This is a genomic window from Streptomyces sp. NPDC001157, assembly GCF_053598255.1.
On the sequence record NZ_JBSFJW010000025.1, the window covers coordinates 102,783 to 118,588 of the forward strand.

Annotated in this window: 13 protein-coding genes and 1 pseudogene; 9 read left to right on the forward strand and 5 right to left on the reverse strand. The window is 72.5% G+C overall.

Annotated features, from left to right (window positions below; genetic code table 11):
- Positions 1 to 4 precede the first annotated feature (4 nt).
- Positions 5 to 571: an antibiotic biosynthesis monooxygenase gene (locus ACWDAG_RS33295; protein ID WP_450699271.1), complete on the forward strand. Its 567-nt coding sequence runs from the start codon at positions 5 to 7 to the stop codon at positions 569 to 571.
- A 203-nt stretch (positions 572 to 774) separates the two neighbouring features.
- On the forward strand, positions 775 to 3,069 hold the full coding sequence (locus ACWDAG_RS33300; protein WP_450699307.1) for a SpoIIE family protein phosphatase: 2,295 nt from the start codon (positions 775 to 777) through the stop codon (positions 3,067 to 3,069).
- Positions 3,070 to 3,083: 14 nt separating this feature from the next.
- Here the strand turns inward: ACWDAG_RS33300 and ACWDAG_RS33305 are convergent, their stop codons facing one another.
- On the reverse strand, positions 3,084 to 3,758 hold the full coding sequence (locus ACWDAG_RS33305) for a peptidoglycan-binding protein (protein ID WP_450699272.1): 675 nt from the start codon (positions 3,756 to 3,758) through the stop codon (positions 3,084 to 3,086).
- 121 nt (positions 3,759 to 3,879) lie between these two features.
- On the opposite strand from ACWDAG_RS33305, the pseudogene ACWDAG_RS33310 reads away from it, so the two are divergent.
- From ACWDAG_RS33310 to ACWDAG_RS33325, 4 genes and pseudogenes are all read left to right on the forward strand, one after another.
- Positions 3,880 to 4,326, forward strand: a pseudogene (locus ACWDAG_RS33310) (lyase); the annotation flags it as partial.
- A 46-nt stretch (positions 4,327 to 4,372) separates the two neighbouring features.
- Positions 4,373 to 4,729 (forward strand): polysaccharide lyase beta-sandwich domain-containing protein, encoded by a 357-nt coding sequence (locus ACWDAG_RS33315; RefSeq protein WP_450699308.1) that lies wholly within the window; start codon positions 4,373 to 4,375, stop codon positions 4,727 to 4,729.
- Positions 4,730 to 4,758: 29 nt separating this feature from the next.
- Positions 4,759 to 5,430: a TetR family transcriptional regulator gene (locus ACWDAG_RS33320; protein ID WP_450699309.1), complete on the forward strand. Its 672-nt coding sequence runs from the start codon at positions 4,759 to 4,761 to the stop codon at positions 5,428 to 5,430.
- Positions 5,431 to 5,595: 165 nt separating this feature from the next.
- A complete protein-coding gene (locus tag ACWDAG_RS33325; protein WP_450699310.1) occupies positions 5,596 to 6,012 on the forward strand; it encodes a Zn-ribbon domain-containing OB-fold protein in 417 nt (138 codons plus the stop codon).
- A 7-nt stretch (positions 6,013 to 6,019) separates the two neighbouring features.
- On the opposite strand, the gene ACWDAG_RS33330 is transcribed toward ACWDAG_RS33325, so the two are convergent.
- Positions 6,020 to 7,363: a Gfo/Idh/MocA family protein gene (locus ACWDAG_RS33330; protein WP_450699273.1), complete on the reverse strand. Its 1,344-nt coding sequence runs from the start codon at positions 7,361 to 7,363 to the stop codon at positions 6,020 to 6,022.
- Positions 7,364 to 7,553: 190 nt separating this feature from the next.
- Between ACWDAG_RS33330 and ACWDAG_RS33335 the strand changes: the two genes are divergently transcribed.
- Positions 7,554 to 10,331 carry an alpha/beta hydrolase family protein gene (locus ACWDAG_RS33335; protein WP_450699274.1) on the forward strand — a complete coding sequence of 926 codons (2,778 nt, stop codon included), beginning with the start codon at positions 7,554 to 7,556 and terminating at the stop codon, positions 10,329 to 10,331.
- Between the two features lie 64 nt (positions 10,332 to 10,395).
- Here ACWDAG_RS33335 and ACWDAG_RS33340 read toward each other — a convergent pair whose 3' ends face one another.
- From ACWDAG_RS33340 to ACWDAG_RS33350, 3 genes are all read right to left on the reverse strand, one after another.
- A complete protein-coding gene (locus ACWDAG_RS33340) occupies positions 10,396 to 10,782 on the reverse strand; it encodes a PPOX class F420-dependent oxidoreductase (protein ID WP_450699275.1) in 387 nt (128 codons plus the stop codon).
- Between the two features lie 88 nt (positions 10,783 to 10,870).
- Positions 10,871 to 11,614, reverse strand: a complete 744-nt coding sequence (locus ACWDAG_RS33345) for a type 1 glutamine amidotransferase domain-containing protein (protein WP_450699276.1) — start codon at positions 11,612 to 11,614, stop codon at positions 10,871 to 10,873.
- A gap of 78 nt (positions 11,615 to 11,692) precedes the next feature.
- On the reverse strand, positions 11,693 to 12,871 hold the full coding sequence (locus ACWDAG_RS33350) for a MalY/PatB family protein (protein ID WP_450699277.1): 1,179 nt from the start codon (positions 12,869 to 12,871) through the stop codon (positions 11,693 to 11,695).
- A 159-nt stretch (positions 12,872 to 13,030) separates the two neighbouring features.
- Here ACWDAG_RS33350 and ACWDAG_RS33355 point away from each other — a divergent pair, with 159 nt between their 5' ends.
- Together ACWDAG_RS33355 and ACWDAG_RS33360 are read left to right on the forward strand one after the other, a co-directional pair.
- Positions 13,031 to 13,861, forward strand: coding sequence for an SAM-dependent methyltransferase (locus ACWDAG_RS33355; RefSeq protein ID WP_450699278.1), 831 nt, complete (start codon positions 13,031 to 13,033; stop codon positions 13,859 to 13,861).
- 114 nt (positions 13,862 to 13,975) lie between these two features.
- The gene (locus ACWDAG_RS33360; RefSeq protein WP_450699279.1) at positions 13,976 to 15,358 is read left to right on the forward strand and encodes a S1 family peptidase; all 1,383 of its coding nucleotides are present in this window, start codon (positions 13,976 to 13,978) and stop codon (positions 15,356 to 15,358) included.
- The last annotated feature ends 448 nt before the right edge of the window (positions 15,359 to 15,806 follow it).

The window sequence follows — 15,806 nt, forward strand, 5'->3', positions numbered from 1 at the left end:
GAACATGAGCACCACCCAGCTGCGCAGGCGCGATCCGGTCACCATGGTGCTGACCTGGCAGGTGCGTCCCGGCCGGGAAGCCGAGTTCGAGGAGTGGACCCGCGGGATCACCCGCTGCGCCAGTCGGTTCCCCGGCAACGAGGGCGTCTCCTGGCTGCGCCCCGAGGACGGCCCCCGCTGTCACGCGGTGCTGCGCTGGTCCGATCCGCAGCGTCTGGCGCAGTGGCTCGAGTCCTCCGAGCGGGCCGAGTGGCATGCGCGGATCGAGGGGATCGCCACGGAGGTGGGCGACGAACGGCAGTCGACCACCGGGATGGAGACCTGGTTCAGTCTGCCGGGCACCACGGCGCAGTCCCCGCCCCGCTGGAAGATGGTGCTGACCACGTTCCTCGGCGCCTATCCGTTGACCCTGCTCATCCAGTGGCTGGTGACGCCCCGCACCATGGCCTGGCCCCTGGCGCTGAGGGCGGCCGTGTTTCCCGTCGTGCTGCTGCCCGTGCTGACCTACCTGGTCATGCCGCTGCTCAGCCGGTTGTTCCGGCTGTGGCTGTACCGGCCGCCGGACGCCTGATGGGCCGGACCGGACCGGGCGTCCACCCCGACACGCGGGCTCTTCTCCTTTCGAGTGAAGCCCGAGCAGGCTCAACCACGATCGGACCCGCTCTGTTGTGCGATGCTCGACGCGTGACCAGTAAGCCCGCCACGCCGGCGGAGTCCCGCACCGCTGCCGACACCGTCGCACTGGCCCAGATCGTCGCCAGGCAGCGCGCCGAGATGGACCGGCTGCAGCACCTGGCGGCGATGTCGGCCGTCCAGGAGCAGGCCAAAGGTGTGGTCATGGCGCTGACCGGCTGCTCCCCCGGCGCCGCCGAGGAAGAGCTGCAGCGACGGGCGAGGACCGCCGGCCGCAGCGTGCTCGAGGAGTGCTGGATCACCCTCGGCAGCCTGCCGCTCGGCGGTGCCGCCCCCGCCCCGGAGCCCGCCGGCCTTCCCGAGTCCGCCGTGCCGCCCTCGCGGGACGCGGCCGCCGACTGGGGTTCCACGGCGCTCGGCGCCCTCGGCAGGAAGCTCGTCCATGTCACCACGCCGCAGGATCTCGCCTCCTGCCTGCTGGAGCAGCTCGCGCCGGAGGTGGGCGCCGACGCGGTCATGATCTACGCGCGACTGCCCGCCGGGGGTCTCGAACTGGTCGGCCACGCCGGCATCGACGCGACCCTCGCCGCCCAGTGGCACCGGATCCCGCCGCTGAACGGAGTCCCCGCCCTGGAGGCCCTGCGGGCGGGCGAGCCGCGCTGGCTGGAGGACGCCGCCGCGGACCGGCGGCGTTACGTGCTGATCGGGGACCCGTCCGACCGCTGGTCGTCCCGCGCCTGGCTGCCGGTGCCGAGCGGTGCCGCACCGAGCGTGTGCATCGGGATTCTGCGCACCCGCAGCGGGCCGTTCGGTCCGAGCGCCCGGGCCCATCTGCAGGCCGCCGCCCAGCTCTGCGCCGCACGTCTGCGCGACTTTCACACCGGTCCGCAGGCCGCCATCGAGGCCGCGGAAGCGGTGCAGGCCGTGCAGGCCCTCTTCGGCGCGCTGCCCGGCGCAGCCATGCTGCTCACGCCGCTGCCCGGCGCCTCGGGCGTGATCGACGACTACCGCATCGACGCCGCCACCGCGCAGGCCGCCGACGTGGTCGGCTCCACCGGGCCCGAGCTGGTCGGCCGGCGGTTCCGGGAGGCCTGCCCGGCCCTGGCGGGCCGGCCGCAGTGGCAGGGCCTGCGCAGCGCGCTCACCACGGGAGAGCCGTACGAGAGCGCGCCGTTCGCGCACCAGGAGGTCGTGGACGGTGTCACGGAGCTGTTCACCTACACGGTGCGGGCGGCCAGGCTGGGCGACGGGCTGTTCGTGACATGGGTGCGGCACGGCTCCTCGGACCGGCAGGAGCAGCGCCTCGCGGACGTGCAGCGGCTGGGGAGCCTCGGCTGGGCGAGCTGGAACCTGGTCACGCACGAGGCCACCTGGTCCTCGCAGGTCTTCGAGCTGCTCGGCCGCGACCCCGGCGAAGGCCCGGTCGACCTCGCCGACCTGCCCGGCCTGGCCCTGCCCGAGGACGGGCCCGCGCTGGCCCGTGCCATCGGCGAACTCCTGGGCGGGAACCACCCCTTCGACGTCCCGTTCCGCATCAGGACGGCGGACGGGCTACGGCATCTACGGGCCGTCGCCGAGGCCGTGCCGGACGCCGCCGGCAGGCCCGTCGAGGTGCACGGCGTCGTACAGGACCTCACCGCACAACGCAGCGCGGAACTCGCCCTCGTCGAGAGCGAGCGGGCCGTCCTCACCCAGCACGACGTGCTCCGCGCCGAGCGGACGCTGGCCGGACGGCTGCAGCACGCCCTGCTCCCCCTGCCCACCCGCCCGGTGCGTCTGGCGGGGCTGCGCGTCGAAGTCGCCTATCTGCCCGCCCAGTCGGGCACCCACGTCGGCGGTGACTGGTTCAGCGCGATCGAACTGCCCGACGGGGACGCCCTCTTCGTGGTCGGTGACGTGGCCGGACACGGCATCGACGCGGTCGCCACGATGGCCCAGCTCCGCTTCACCGCCAAGGGCATGGTCATCACCGGGTCCTCGCTGACGGGGGCGCTCGCCCGGCTCAACACGCTGCTGCTGCACTCCCGCGACTCCCACGGCACCGCAACCATGGTGCTCGCCCGCTACGCCCCCGCCGAGCGCCGTCTGATCTGGGCGCAGGCCGGCCATCCGCCGCCGCTGCTGCTGCGCGGCGGCCAGGCGCACTATCTCGACCGTCCCGGCGGCATCCTGCTCGGCGCGAGCACGACGCCGGACTTCGCCGAGGCGGAGTTGTCTCTGGCACCCGGCGACCGCGTCCTCCTCTACACGGACGGCCTGGTCGAGCGGCCCACGGAGGGCCTCGACCAGGGCCTGAAGCGGCTCTCCGAAGCCGTCCTCAGCGACCACGCCGACGAGCCCGGCTCCCTGGCCCCGCTGCTCGCCGCGATGCTGGAGGGTGAGCGGCGGGACGACGTCTGTGTGCTCGACATCCGGGTGCCTGCGGATCCTCAGTAGGGGCGTCCCGCGCGTCAGCCGGTACCGGAGGCCGTGCGGGACTCCAGTGCGACCCGGGTGTCGTTGCCGTAGACGCCGGTCTCGTCGCCCCGGATGCCGTACCAGAGCTGGAAGCGGGCCACCGCGGCCTTCAGGGTGGCGTCGTAGGTGCCGCCGGTGGAGCCGCCCCCGTAGACGTCGGGGATGCGCAGCAGGCGTTGCTGCAGATCGGTCACGGCGGGGCCGCTGTCGCCCTCGCGGAGGGTGCCGGGGCCGTCGGGGTCCGACGCGGCGGAGGCGGGCGCGGTCGGCTCGGCGGTCGGGGTCGGCTCGGCGGTCGCGGTGGGGTGGGGCGCCGGTACGGCGGCGGCCTCGTTCCTGTGGTGCAGCAGGAGGGCGCCGCCGAAGCCGATGAGGGCCGCCGCGGCGACGGCGATCGTGACGGCGGCGCGCCGCAGTCCCGGCCCGAACCCGAAACGGTCGCCACCGCGCGGTGCACCGCCGTGACCGGTGCGCACGGGCGGGAGTTCCTGTGTCTCGCCCTCGTCCCAGGACCGCGGGTCCGGCACGGCCACGGGTCTGAGAGCGCCGGTGCCCTGCTCCATTTCCTTGAACAGCTCCGCCAGGGCGTCGGTGCGGCGCGGGCGCAGGACCCGGATCGGCTCCAGCGGCAGACGGTCGTGCGACCCGGATGCGGGCGGTATGGGCACTGCGCTCTCCTTCCGTCCCGACGTGACGGGACTCTCCGCCTTCCCCGGAGAGTGATACGCACCGGCCTGCGCGGGAGTTCAGCGATTCCCGCATCTACCGAACGAGCGACATCCCCCATAAGGATTCAGTCCCACCGCCGAGCCGTTCAGGAGCCGACTCGTCCAACTGGGCGCCAGGGCACGTCGGTTCCGGTCGACCATGGCTCCGGCCGCAGATTCGCCGTGGCCCGATCCGGTGTACGCGGATCCCGACCCGGCCACGGACCCGGAGTCGTCCGGCTGCTCCGCCAACATGAACACCAGCTACAACCGCCTCAGCACACTCGCGCAGGCGTACTCCCGGCAGGGCACGGGGCTGACCGGCGATGCGGCCTGCGGGACGCGATCCTCACCGGCCGCGGCCATCTCCACGACGAGGTCTGCAACGACACCCAGACCTTCTACGGCAACTGCTACAACAGGCAGATCGGCGGTGGCCGACTGCATCGGCAACAGCACCGGCGCCGACCGGGTCGACCTGTGCCGGGTGCTCGCGACGCGCGAGACGGCAGCTGCCCCTCCTGCCCGGCGCGAGCGCCGCACAGACCGAGGCGCGGGCGGCCGACACTGGTTGGCTGACCGTCCCCGCCAACACCGATGACCAACAGGGCGTCAGCGTGCCCCCGCTCGACTTCACCGGCGTCACCTTCTGGTGCGGCGGCACGACCGGAGCGCTCGTCGCGAGCGGTCCGTGCTGCATGATGATCAGCGGGCGTGGCGACGGCACGGCGCAGCCGCCTCCCGTGATCTCGGCCACGACAGGTTCCTCGTTGCGGCTCACCTTCGGCGACCTGAGCACGACAGTGGGCGTCACACAGAAGATCGCTGTCACGCCGGGGCGAGGGCTCCGACCGGCCGGGAGCACTGAGTTCCCCCTCAGGAGTGCACTGAGTGCCATCAGCGCCGCTGCGATGCTACGTTCGCGTACATGACGACGGAGGCGGCGGCCGTGAAGCCACCGATGCGGGACGCCCTGGTGGCGGCCGCGTTCCAGCTGTTCCTGGAGCGGGGCTACGAGCAGACGACGGTCGACGACATCGTGGCGCTCGCCGGTGTCGGACGGCGCTCGTTCTTCCGCTACTTCCCCTCCAAGGAGGACGTGGTCTTCCCCGACCACGAGCGGTGCCTCGCCGACATGACGGCCTTCCTCTCCGACAGCGGCGACGAGGACGAACCCGTGCAGCGGGTGTGCGAGGCGGCCCGGCTCGTGCTGCGCATGTACGCCGAGAACCCGACCTTCTCCGTACAGCGCTATCACCTCACCAAGAAGGTGCCGGGGCTGCGGGCGTACGAACTGTCCGTGGTGTGGCGCTACGAACGCGCCCTCGCGGAGTATCTGCGCGCCCGTTTCGCCGGCCGCCGCGACGGGACCTTGCAGGCGGACGTGATCGCGGCCGCAGTGGTGGCGGCGCACAACAACGCGCTGCGGTCCTGGCTGCGCTCGGACGGAAAGGACGACTCCGACGCCGCGGTGGACCACGCGCTGGGGTATGTCCGGTCCGCCTTCGGTACGGCTGCCCCAGTACACCGCGGCGGCACGGAGCCCGAGGACGTGGTGGTCGTCGTCTCCCGGCGCGACGCACCCCTGTGGCGGGTCGTCCAGGAGATCGAGTCCGCGTTCGGACGGGGCTGACCCGGCGGAGGACAGCCGCCGAAATTGAGGGTACCGAGTGCCTTTACGAGTGGCACTGAGTGCCATACATTGGTCGCGTGCACGGTGGCACGGTGAGCCGGGCACGTGCGTGCACGGTTGACCGCGCACGCGGGATTCCGGGCCGAGCGCAGGGAGTTGACCAGCGTGTACCACCACTCAGGAAACGTTGCTCGTCAGGCAGTCGGCGGCTCCGCGGCCGGCGTGCTCGATCCCCAGGCGCACGATGCGGACACCATCGTCTTCCAGCGCTGCACCTGGTGCGGCACCGCCATGTACCACCGACTGCTGTGTCCGGTCTGCCAGGGCGGCGACCTGCGCACGGAGCGCAGCGAGGGCGTGGGCACCGTCCGCCATGCGACGGTCGTGCACCGCAACACCCCCGCCGCGCGCAATGTGTCGCTCGTGGAGATGGCCGAGGGATTCGTCGTGCGCGGCAGGGTCATGGGCCCGCTGATCGGCATCCACAGCGGTGACCGGGTCCGGCTGTCGACGGCCAAGGACCCGGTCCGCGGCGAGCCGGTCTTCCAGCTGGTCGACGAGCCCTACCGCGCCTGGTCCTGACGCACCCTCAGCTCTCCCACACCCCGGGGACCAGGTCCCGCACGGCCACGGGCCGTCCCGTCTCGAAGCAGCTGTTGGCGGCGAGACCCACAGCCAGGGCGAGGGCGCCGTCGCGCTGGGTGGCCGTGGGATGCGCCGCCGCACCCCGAGCCGGCTCAGCGGGGTCCACGGGCCCGAACAGCGCGTCGAGCATACGGGGATCTCCCCCGCCGTGAGCCTTGTGGGTGACGTCGAGCGGCACCTCGACCGGCGGCCGCCACAGCGGGCGCAGGGTGAGCCGTGCACCGCCCGCGTGCTCGGCAGCGGTGTCTCCGTGCAGCGCGCCGCTGTCCGCGGCGACCTGGGTGCGGGGCTGCGCCCAGCGGCTCTCCTCGACCTCCAGCTCCAAGCGGCCTGCGCTGCCGTTGAACATGACGCGGTAGCCCTCCCACGGCGCGTAGGCCGTGAGGTGGTAGGTCATCGTCGCCCCGCGCGCGTAGCGGACGAGGACCGCCATGTCGTCCTCGATGGTGACCGGGCCGCCGAAGACGTTGCGGTCGCGGAGGTAACCGTCGTCTCCCTCTGCCTCCAGATACAGGGCGCGCAGGGTGTCGTTACCGGCCAGGTCCAGCGCGAACGGGTCGTCGGCGGCCGGGGCGGCCCCGTGGGCGCGGTCGTAGTCCCGGCGCAGTCCGTGGCGTTCGCCCGCCTCGGGGCCGTAGAAACCGAGCCGGCCGTAGCCGAAGACCTCGTGCGGCTCGTCGGCGAGCCACCAGTTGACCAGGTCGAAGTGATGGCTCGACTTGTGCACCATCAGCCCGCCGCTGTTGTGTTTCTCGCGGTGCCAGCGGCGGAAGTAGTCGGCGCCGTGCCGTACGTCGAGGACCCACTCGAAGTGCACGGAGAGGATCTCGCCGATCGCGCCGTCGGCCAGCAGGGCCCGCACCTTCTCGTGCACCGGGTTGAAGCGGTAGTTGAAGGCGACGGTGAGGGGATTGCCGGTCGCCTGCACGGCGTCGAGGATGCGTGCGCAGCGGTCCGCGTCCACGGTCATCGGTTTCTCGGTCACGACGCGGCAGCCCGCCTGCAGCGCCGGAACGATGTAGCGGTCGTGTGCGGCGTCGACGGTGGTGACGACGACCTCGTCGATGGCCTCCTTGGCGAGCATGTCGGTGAAGCGGTCCGGTTCCCACTCGGTGGCTGCGGGTTCCCCGGCGGCGGCCAGGGCCCGGTTGTGGAAGGCCATCCGCGTCGGGCTCGGGTCGCACAGGGCTGCCACGCGGTGGGCCGGGCGGGCGGCGAGTCCCCGGACGAAGGTCTGGGCGCGGTGGCCGGTCCCGACGACGGCGGCGCGCAACGGTGTTCGGCTCATCGGGGGGTCCTGTCCCGCAGGCCCGGCGCCCATGCCTCGTCGCCGCGGCGGGTCTGACCGCGTCGTCGACTGGCCTCGGCCGAATCGACTGTCACAGGCAACCCACAGCTCCCTCCTGTCGTCCTCCGAAACGTGTGAGGCCCCCGGCTGACCAACGAGGGGCTTTTGCTCGGTACTTGAGGAGGGGACCTTGTTCCGTGCCCGGCGAATATGGGTGACCGCTGCGGCGGTGCTCGCGGTGGCGGGGGGATCGCCAGGGCTGGCGCAGGCGGCACCACCGTCGGACGCCAGACCGTCAAGCACGACGGCCGACCCGGACGGTGGCCTGCCACCCGGCTGGCGGATCGCCGGCAAGGGCGACGCCCGACAGCTCGTCTGGCGCTCGACCGCCCCCGTGCCGATGGGAGACGCACGTGTCGAGTTCTACTCCGGGGACCGGATGCTGGGCGTCCCGCAGCCGGACCGGGACGGTCACACGTTCCGTCTCGGCCTCGGGCGAGACGGGGCGGGAACCGGGCTGACGGGCCTTCATGTGCGCGCCGGTGGGCGGGAGTTGGACTCCGCGAGCCGTGGCGAGACCTCGGGCGGACGGCGCTCCGCGGCGGTTGCGCCGCCCGCCCGGCTCCCCGCGAACTCGGTGGACCCCGGCAAGCCGGGCCAGTACGGCACGACCACCGGCGAGTACGACCTCGACCCCGTGAAGCTGCCGGGCTTCCCCCAGCCGGTCGAGATGCGAGCGGTGGTGGTCGCCCCGAAGGGCGCCACCGGGCACCGGCCGCTCGCCCTGTTCCTGCACGGCCGCCACTCCACCTGCTACACCCCCAGGGACGTGACCGGCGACTGGCCCTGCCCGCAGGGCACGAAGCCGATCCCGAGCTACCGCGGCTACCTGCGCGACCAGCAACTGCTCGCGTCCCAGGGCTATGTGACGGTGTCGATCTCGGCCAACGGCATCAACGCCCAGGACGACGCGGCCGAGGACGGCGGCGCACAGGCCCGCTCCTCGCTGGTCCGCCGGCACCTGGCCCGCTGGGCCGACTGGGCCGCCGACCCGGGCTCGGCCCCCGCGGCCGTACGCAACGCACCGCCGGCCGACCTCTCGCGCGTGCTGCTCGTCGGCCACTCGCGCGGCGGCGAGGGCGTCAACCGGGCCGCGATGGACAGCCTCGATCCGCCGCCCGCCGCGCAGGACGGCTACCACGGCCCGGTGCGCTGGCACATCCGCGGCACCGTCCTCATCGGACCGACGGTCTTCGGCCAGAATCCGGTCGCGGACGTGCCCTCGGCGACGATCCTGCCGGGCTGCGACGGCGATGTCTCCGACCTGCAGGGCGAGGTCTTCGTCGACGGCACCCGCGCGGTCAGCCGGGGTGCCGCGCTGCACAGCGCGGTGTACGTGGTGGGCGCCGACCACAACTTCTTCAACACCGAGTGGACGCCGGGCCAGGCGCAGGCGCCCGCCGAGGACGACTTCTACGACGACCCGGACCACCGCGACCCGGTGTGCTCGCCGGGCACCGCGACCCGGCTGAGCGCGAACCAGCAGCACAAGGCGGGCAGCACCTACATCGCGACGGCGGCCCGGCTGTTCGTCGGCGGGGACGACCGGGTACGGCCCCTGCTCGACGGGTCGGGCCGGCGGGCGCCCTCGGCCGATCCCGCGCGGGTGCTCACGCACGCGGTCGGGGCGAACCGAGGCGGCGCGTTCCTGCCGGACGGCAAGGTCACGGTGGCCGGCGGGCAACTGTGCTCGGCCGTCGATCCGGACGACCACGTGGCCTGTCTGGGGTCCCGTGCGAAGGGTGCCTCGCCGCACTTCGCACGGTGGGAGACGGAGCGTGAGGTCGGCCGGCGCGCGGTCGCGCTGCGCTGGTCGGCGGCCGGGTCGGCGGTCCGGGTGCGGCCCGACGCGCCGGTGTCGCTGGGCGGTGCCAAGGACCTCGCCCTGCGCGTGATCGTGCCGCCCAACTCGACCGGCACCAACCTCGACGTCTCCCTCACCGACACCCACGGCAGAAGGGCCACTCTCGGCCGCACCGCCGTCGACGGCCTGCCGGGCACGGAACGGACCGCTTCGTACTGGGCGCGCGAGGTGCGCGTCCCGCTGTCGGCGGCCGCCCGGGCCGGTCTCGACCTCAAGCACATCAAGTCCCTTGATCTGACCCCTCGTTCGCGCTCCGGGAAGGCCTGGCTGATGGACGCCTGGGGCTGGCGCCCGGGCACCCCCGCGGTTCATGAGGCCTCGCTGACACGCGTCGACATGGGCCGCACGACCGTCAAGGAGCGCGACTCGGGCGTCCGGACGTACCGGGTGCCGGTGCAGGTGTCCGGTCACGGCAGCGGGCAGGTGCGGGTGTACGTCGTGGACCCGGTCACCGGCAGGTCCAGTACACGGCTGGTCACGGTGCATCCGGGCGGCCACGACATCGACGTACCGGTGGAGGTGAAGGGCAACACGCGTTACGCGTACGACGTGGACCACACCGTGATCGTGAAGGCCGTGCGGGGCGCTGTCATCGGCTCGTACCGCGGTGGCCTCACGGTGCAGAACGACGACCCGATGCCCACGATCACCGTGACGTCGGTGGCGGGCCGGGTGACCGAGGGGAAGCCGCTGAAGTGGAAGGTGTCCCTGTCCGAGGCCGCGGACGTGGATCTGAGCCCGACGTTCCTCGTCGTCCCGGTCACCGGCGGCCCGGAGCTGTCCACCAAGGACGTCGACCCGACGTGGCTGGCGGGCGCCTCGGGCGAGTCACCGGATCCGGAACGTCCCCTGTCCCAGGTCAAGTACCTCTACCTGGGGGCGGACGTGCCCAAGGGGAAGCTGAGTGCGGAGGTGTCCCTGCCGACGGTCAAGGACCGGGTGACGGAGCCGACCGAGTCCGTGCGCTTCCAGCTGACGAACGACAACGGTGATCCGCAGCCCGGCGGGCCGGTGCTGACCGGCACGGTGCTGGACGGCTCGTAGGCCGGGGCTCGCCGTCGTGACGGCCGCGCGGTCCTCCCAGGAGGAGCGCGCGGCCGTACGCGTCTCAGGGCTTCAGCGCCACACGGATGCCGACGGTGCCCTTCAGGCCTCGGCGCAGCCGGCTGCCGAGCAGGGTGAGGCGGCCGACGATGCCGTACTTGCGGGCGATGAGCTCGCGGTAGCGGGCGACCGTCGCCTCGTCGCCGATCTCCGCGGTGGCCGGGAGCTGCGCGCCGGTGGGGTTGCCGCGCAGGTCGCAGGGGCCGACGAGGATGTCGCCGCGAGCGCGGATCCGCTTCACCTTCCAGGAGTCGGCCGCCGTCCACACCCCGAGCGTGTCACCGTCCCGCACCACCCACACCGGCGTGGCGACCGGTGTGCCGTTCTTGCGGTAGCTGGTGACCAGCACATACTTTCCCGAACCGAGCCGCTCCAGCGCCATGTCGTCCATGCCGGAAAGTCTAAGCAGGCTGCGCAAAGCCGGCTGCAGTGCGGCAGCGCGCCCCAAAGGCGCGACCAGCCACGTCGCCGCAGACTGCTCACACGAGAAGCTGGAGATAGCGGCGGGCGAAAAGATACGCATCCCCCGGCCACCGCGCCGACAGGAGATTGCCGTCCTGCACAACAAACGCGTACGTGTCGTCGTCCGCCGTACCGCGCCGGGTCAGAACCCGAGGACCACGCTCGAACTGCTCAGCCGGCTCGGCAAGAGCAGCACGCACCTCGTCCTCCACATACGCCGGGTAGGTGCGGTAGTACCGCCCGAGCCGCCACGCTGTGGTCAGGTAGGCGGTGCGTTCCATGTACTTGGGCAGGCAGGTCGTGCGACGCTCGGCGAGGACACTGCGCCCCGTGCCGGGATCGGAGGTCCGGGCCAGCACGAGCACTCCGTGACAGATCGCGCCGACCGGCCGGTCCAGCGCCCAGAACCGGGCGACCTGCTGTTGCAGCTCCGTCGAGCCGAGGTACTGCCGCATGCCGGGCGCGTGCCCGCCCGGCAGCAGCAGCCCGTCGTACTCGGTCACGTCCACGTCGGCCCAGGCGACCGTGGCGGTGAACTCCGGTGCCGCGGTGAGCTGTTCGTAGTAGCGCTTGGGTTCGTCCTCCGCGCCGAGCTGCCCGAGGAGCACGCCGGTCAGCAGCCGTGGATCGGCCGCGGGCCGCGTCCGGGCGCGCTCGGTGGCGAAGACGACCTCGTGCCCGGCGTCGGTGAGCAGCCACCAGGGCACGGCGACCTCGGTGACGTCGAAGTCGTGGTCGGGGAGCGGGATCAGCACGCGCATGAGGTCATCATGCAGGGGTGTCACGTGTCCATGACACCCCCCACGCCCACCTGGCCACCTGGCCACCTGGGGATCGCTTCAGGCGAGGGCGGCCGCCATCCGCCGGACGCCTTCCGTGATCAGTTCGGGCGAGGTCGCCAGGTTCAGGCGTACGTGTCCTGTCCCGCCGGTGCCGAAGGGGATCCCCGAGTTCAGGGCCACCCTCCCCCGCTCCAGGAACACCCGCGCCGGATCCTCGCCGAGGCCGAGTCCGCGGCAGTCGAGCCAGGCCAGGTAGGTGGCCTCGCCCGGACGGTGGGCGATGGCGGGGAGGTGTGCGGCAAGCAGGTCGGTGAGCAGGCGCCGGTTGTCGTCGAGGCCGCTGAGCAGCGCGTCCAGCCAGGCGGTGCCCTCGGTCAGGGCGGCCGTGTGGGCGATGACGCCGACGTGGCTGGGGCCGTGGCCGACCTCCTCGGGCAGGCGGGCGAGGTCGGCGGCGGCCGCGGGTCCGGCGATCGCGAGCGCGGCTTTCAGGCCTGCCAGGTTCCACGCCTTCGAGGCGGACATGAGGGACAGGCCGCTCTCCCCGCCGGGGACGCTCAGGTACGGCACGAAGTCGGCGCCCGGCAAGGTCAGCGGAGCGTGGATCTCGTCGGCGACCACGCGGACGCCGTACCGGTCGGCGAGGGCGGCCACGGCGGCCAGCTCCCCGGCGGTGTGCACGGTGCCGGTCGGGTTGTGCGGGCTGCACAGCAGATAGGCGGCCCGGCGTCCGCCGGCGACCGCCTGTCGGAAGGCCTCTTCCAGGACATCGAAGTCGATGCGCAGGTCCGCCCCGAGCGGTGCCTCCCGCACCTGCCGGTCCATGTGCTCGATGAACTGGTAGAAGGGCGGATACACGGGCGAGTTGACGACCACCGGATCCCCGTGCCCGGTGACCAGCTTGAGCATCTCGACGATGCCTAGCATGACGTCGGGCACGATCGCGGTGCGCTCCACGGCGAGGCCGTCCCATCCCCAGCGCTTCTCGGCGAACCCGGCGAGCGCCTCGGCGTAGGCGGTGCCCGCCGGGTAGCCCGTGTCACCGAGCGCGAGCGCATCGGTGACCGCGCGGACGACGGGTTCGGCGAGGGGCACGTCCATCTCGGCCACCCACAGAGGCAGCACATCTGCCGGGTAGGTGCGCCACTTCATGCTCGTACGACGTCGGAGGCTCTCGAGGGAGAGTGCGCGCAGGGGGTTCGGTTCACCGGACGGGGCGTGCGGGGTGCTGGTCATGGGGCACAAGATAGGGGTCGCGCTGTGACCTGGCACGACCTGGAAGCGCCTGCCGGGAAAAGATCCGCACCGTACTCTCGGCAGACATCAACACTGCCGTCTAGATTGCCGGTTGACGTCGTACACAGCGCACCATCAGGCACTCCAGGAGCAGAGCCCGTGACGGAGAACCCGGCAGCCACCGAAGATCCCGCCGCGGCACTGCGCAGCCGCATCGACACCTTGCGGCCGCACACGGCCCGGATCTGGAACTACTGGCTGGGCGGCGGCGACTACTACGAGGTCGACCGCGTCGCCGGCGACCGGATCCGTGAACTCCATCCGGCCATCGGCGAGTACGCCCGTGCCGACCGCCTCTTCCTGGGCCGTGCCGTGCGTCATCTGGTGACGGAGACGGGGATCCGGCAGTTCCTCGACATAGGCACCGGCCTGCCCACCGCCGACAACACGCACGAGGTCGCGCAGCGTCTGGCCCCGGATGCGCGGATCGTCTACGTCGACAACGACCCGCTTGTCCTGGCGCACGCCCGCGCCCTGCTCACCAGCTCGCCCGAGGGCCGCACGGACCACCTGGACGAGGACCTGCGCAACGTCGAGTCGATCCTGGAGCGCGCCGCCGACACGCTGGACCTCACCCGGCCGGTCGCCTTGATGCTGCTCGGGGTGGTCATCTTCATCGGCGACGACGAGGACCCGTACGGCATGGTGCGGCGGCTCATGGACGCGCTGCCCTCCGGCAGTCACCTGGTCCTGTCCCACACCATCACGGGCCCGGCGCTGCCGGAGGTGGACGAGGCGGTGCGGTTCTGGAACGAGCACGGCGTCCCGGCGCTGACCCAGCGCACCCCCGAGGCGGTGGCCCGTTTCTTCGACGGTCTGGAGCTTCTGGAGCCGGGCGTGGTCTCGTGCTCGCGCTGGCGGCCCGAGCCTGCGGAAGCCGGTGAACCGCAGGATGTGGCCATGTACGGCGGGGTGGGCCGCAAGCGGTGAGAAGATCGCCCGCGCGCTGAACGCGACCGTCTCCGGCCACGTATGGAGGGAGGGCGCTCAACGACCGTAGGGCCCCGCGGTGTTCAGCCGCGCGTTCGGGTTCGGGAGCCATGCATGAGGCACGCACGACGACGGATCGTCCGGCGAGTGACGCGGCTGGCGGCCGTCGGCGGACTCCTCCTGGGAGGGGCGATGGTGACGCAGGCCGCCATGGCGAGCGAGACTCCCGGTACCTCCGCCCTCCCGCTCAAGGCCTCGGGGACCTCGGCCAACCCCGGCACCGCGCTCGTGTCCAAGCTCGGCACCGCCCGTACGGCGGGCACCTGGATCGGCGCGGACGGACGTCCGGTCGTCGCGGTGACCGACGACCAGGCGGCGGCCGAGGTCAAGCGTGCGGGTGCCGAGGCGAAGATGGTGTCGCACAGCATGAACGAGCTCAAGGCGGCGACGTCGACGCTGCGGGCGGCACCCCGGGTGCCGGGCACGGCATGGGTCATGGACTACCGGACGAACCAGGTGGTGGTGCAGGCCGACAGCACCGTCTCCTCGACCGACTGGTCGAACATGGCCAAGGTCGCGGGCGGCATCGGCAGCTACGTCCGCATGGAGCGCACCCAGGGCACCTTCACCACCCGTCTCAACGGGGCGTCACCGATCCTGTCCACCGGCGGACGCTGCTCGGCGGGCTTCAACGTGACGAACGGGCAGAGCGACTTCATCCTCACCGCCGGGCACTGCGGGCCGACCGGGTCGATCTGGTTCGCGGACAACCAGGGCAACCAGCAGCTGGGCAAGACGGTGCAGCAGAACTTCCCCGGCAGCGACTTCTCCCTGGTCCAGTACGCGAGCGGCGCGGCGGGTGCCGGGGCCGACATCGTGGCCATCGGCAACGGCAACGGGGTGCGCATCACCGGCGTGGGCGATCCGGCCGTCGGGGAGCGGGTGTTCCGCAGCGGCAGCACCACCGGACTGCACGACGGCGAGGTCAAGGGCCTCGACGCCACCGTGAACTACCCGGAGGGCACCGTCACCGGCCTCATCGAGACGAACGTGTGCGCCGAACCCGGGGACAGCGGCGGCCCGTTGTTCTCCGAGGGCATCGCGCTGGGCGTGACCTCGGGCGGCAGCGGTGACTGCACGTCGGGCGGTACGACGTTCTTCCAGCCGGTGACGAAAGCGATGCAGGCGCTCGGCGTCCAGATGATCGTGTCGAAGCAGGCCGCCGCCGGGCAGGGCGCCTCGCCCTCCTCCGCGCCGTCCGCCTCGGCCACGCACAGCGCGATCGCACCCGGCGCGACCACGCCCGGCTCCTCGACTCCCGTGACGGGCATCGCAGACGGTTCGACGCTGCTGGCCCGGCTCACGAACCCCCAGAACATCGGTCCCGGCATGCTGGTGATCGGCGGCAGCCTGCTCGCCCTGGTGGCCACCCGCTGGATCAGGGCCGAACAGGACCGCAAGGCGTACCGGCGCTACTACTCGGCCACGTGGGGCTGACGGTTCAGCCAAGCATGAGCAGAACCGTGGCGGCCGGGGCGCCCAGCAGGCCGGCCGTCTGCCGTGGGGTGACGCGTTCGTGCAGCAGGGCCAGGCCGAGGACGACGGGAAGTGCCGGGGAGGGGGGAGGCGAGGACCACGGCGACGGCGAGCAGTTGCCGCTGGGCGGCGAGCAGATAGAGGATCAGCCGCGAGGGCGGCCCCGGCGCCGACGAGGAGGGCCTGTGCGCTGAGACGCCCCGGCAGCGGACAGCTGCCGCCGGTGCCAGGTCACGGTGGGCAGCAGCAGGAGCACGGCGGCGAGGCGGCCCGCGGCCACCCGCCGCATGGCGGCGCCGCTGCCGACGCCGGACAGGCTCCCCAGAGCAGGTCGGTGGGGTGGACGACGTCGGCCGGCATCAGAAGGGCGGCCATGCCGGCAAGGAGCAGGCCGCCCAGCCGGCCGAGG

Coding starts and splice junctions, on each gene's coding strand:
- ACWDAG_RS33295 (WP_450699271.1), top strand. CDS start 5: ATGAGCACCACCCAGCTGCGCAGGCGCGATCCGGTCACCATGGTGCTG.
- ACWDAG_RS33300 (WP_450699307.1), top strand. CDS start 775: ATGGACCGGCTGCAGCACCTGGCGGCGATGTCGGCCGTCCAGGAGCAG.
- ACWDAG_RS33320 (WP_450699309.1), top strand. CDS start 4,759: ATGCGGGACGCCCTGGTGGCGGCCGCGTTCCAGCTGTTCCTGGAGCGG.
- ACWDAG_RS33330 (WP_450699273.1), bottom strand. CDS start 7,363: ATGAGCCGAACACCGTTGCGCGCCGCCGTCGTCGGGACCGGCCACCGC.
- ACWDAG_RS33340 (WP_450699275.1), bottom strand. CDS start 10,782: ATGGACGACATGGCGCTGGAGCGGCTCGGTTCGGGAAAGTATGTGCTG.
- ACWDAG_RS33345 (WP_450699276.1), bottom strand. CDS start 11,614: ATGCGCGTGCTGATCCCGCTCCCCGACCACGACTTCGACGTCACCGAG.
- ACWDAG_RS33350 (WP_450699277.1), bottom strand. CDS start 12,871: ATGACCAGCACCCCGCACGCCCCGTCCGGTGAACCGAACCCCCTGCGC.
- ACWDAG_RS33360 (WP_450699279.1), top strand. CDS start 13,976: ATGAGGCACGCACGACGACGGATCGTCCGGCGAGTGACGCGGCTGGCG.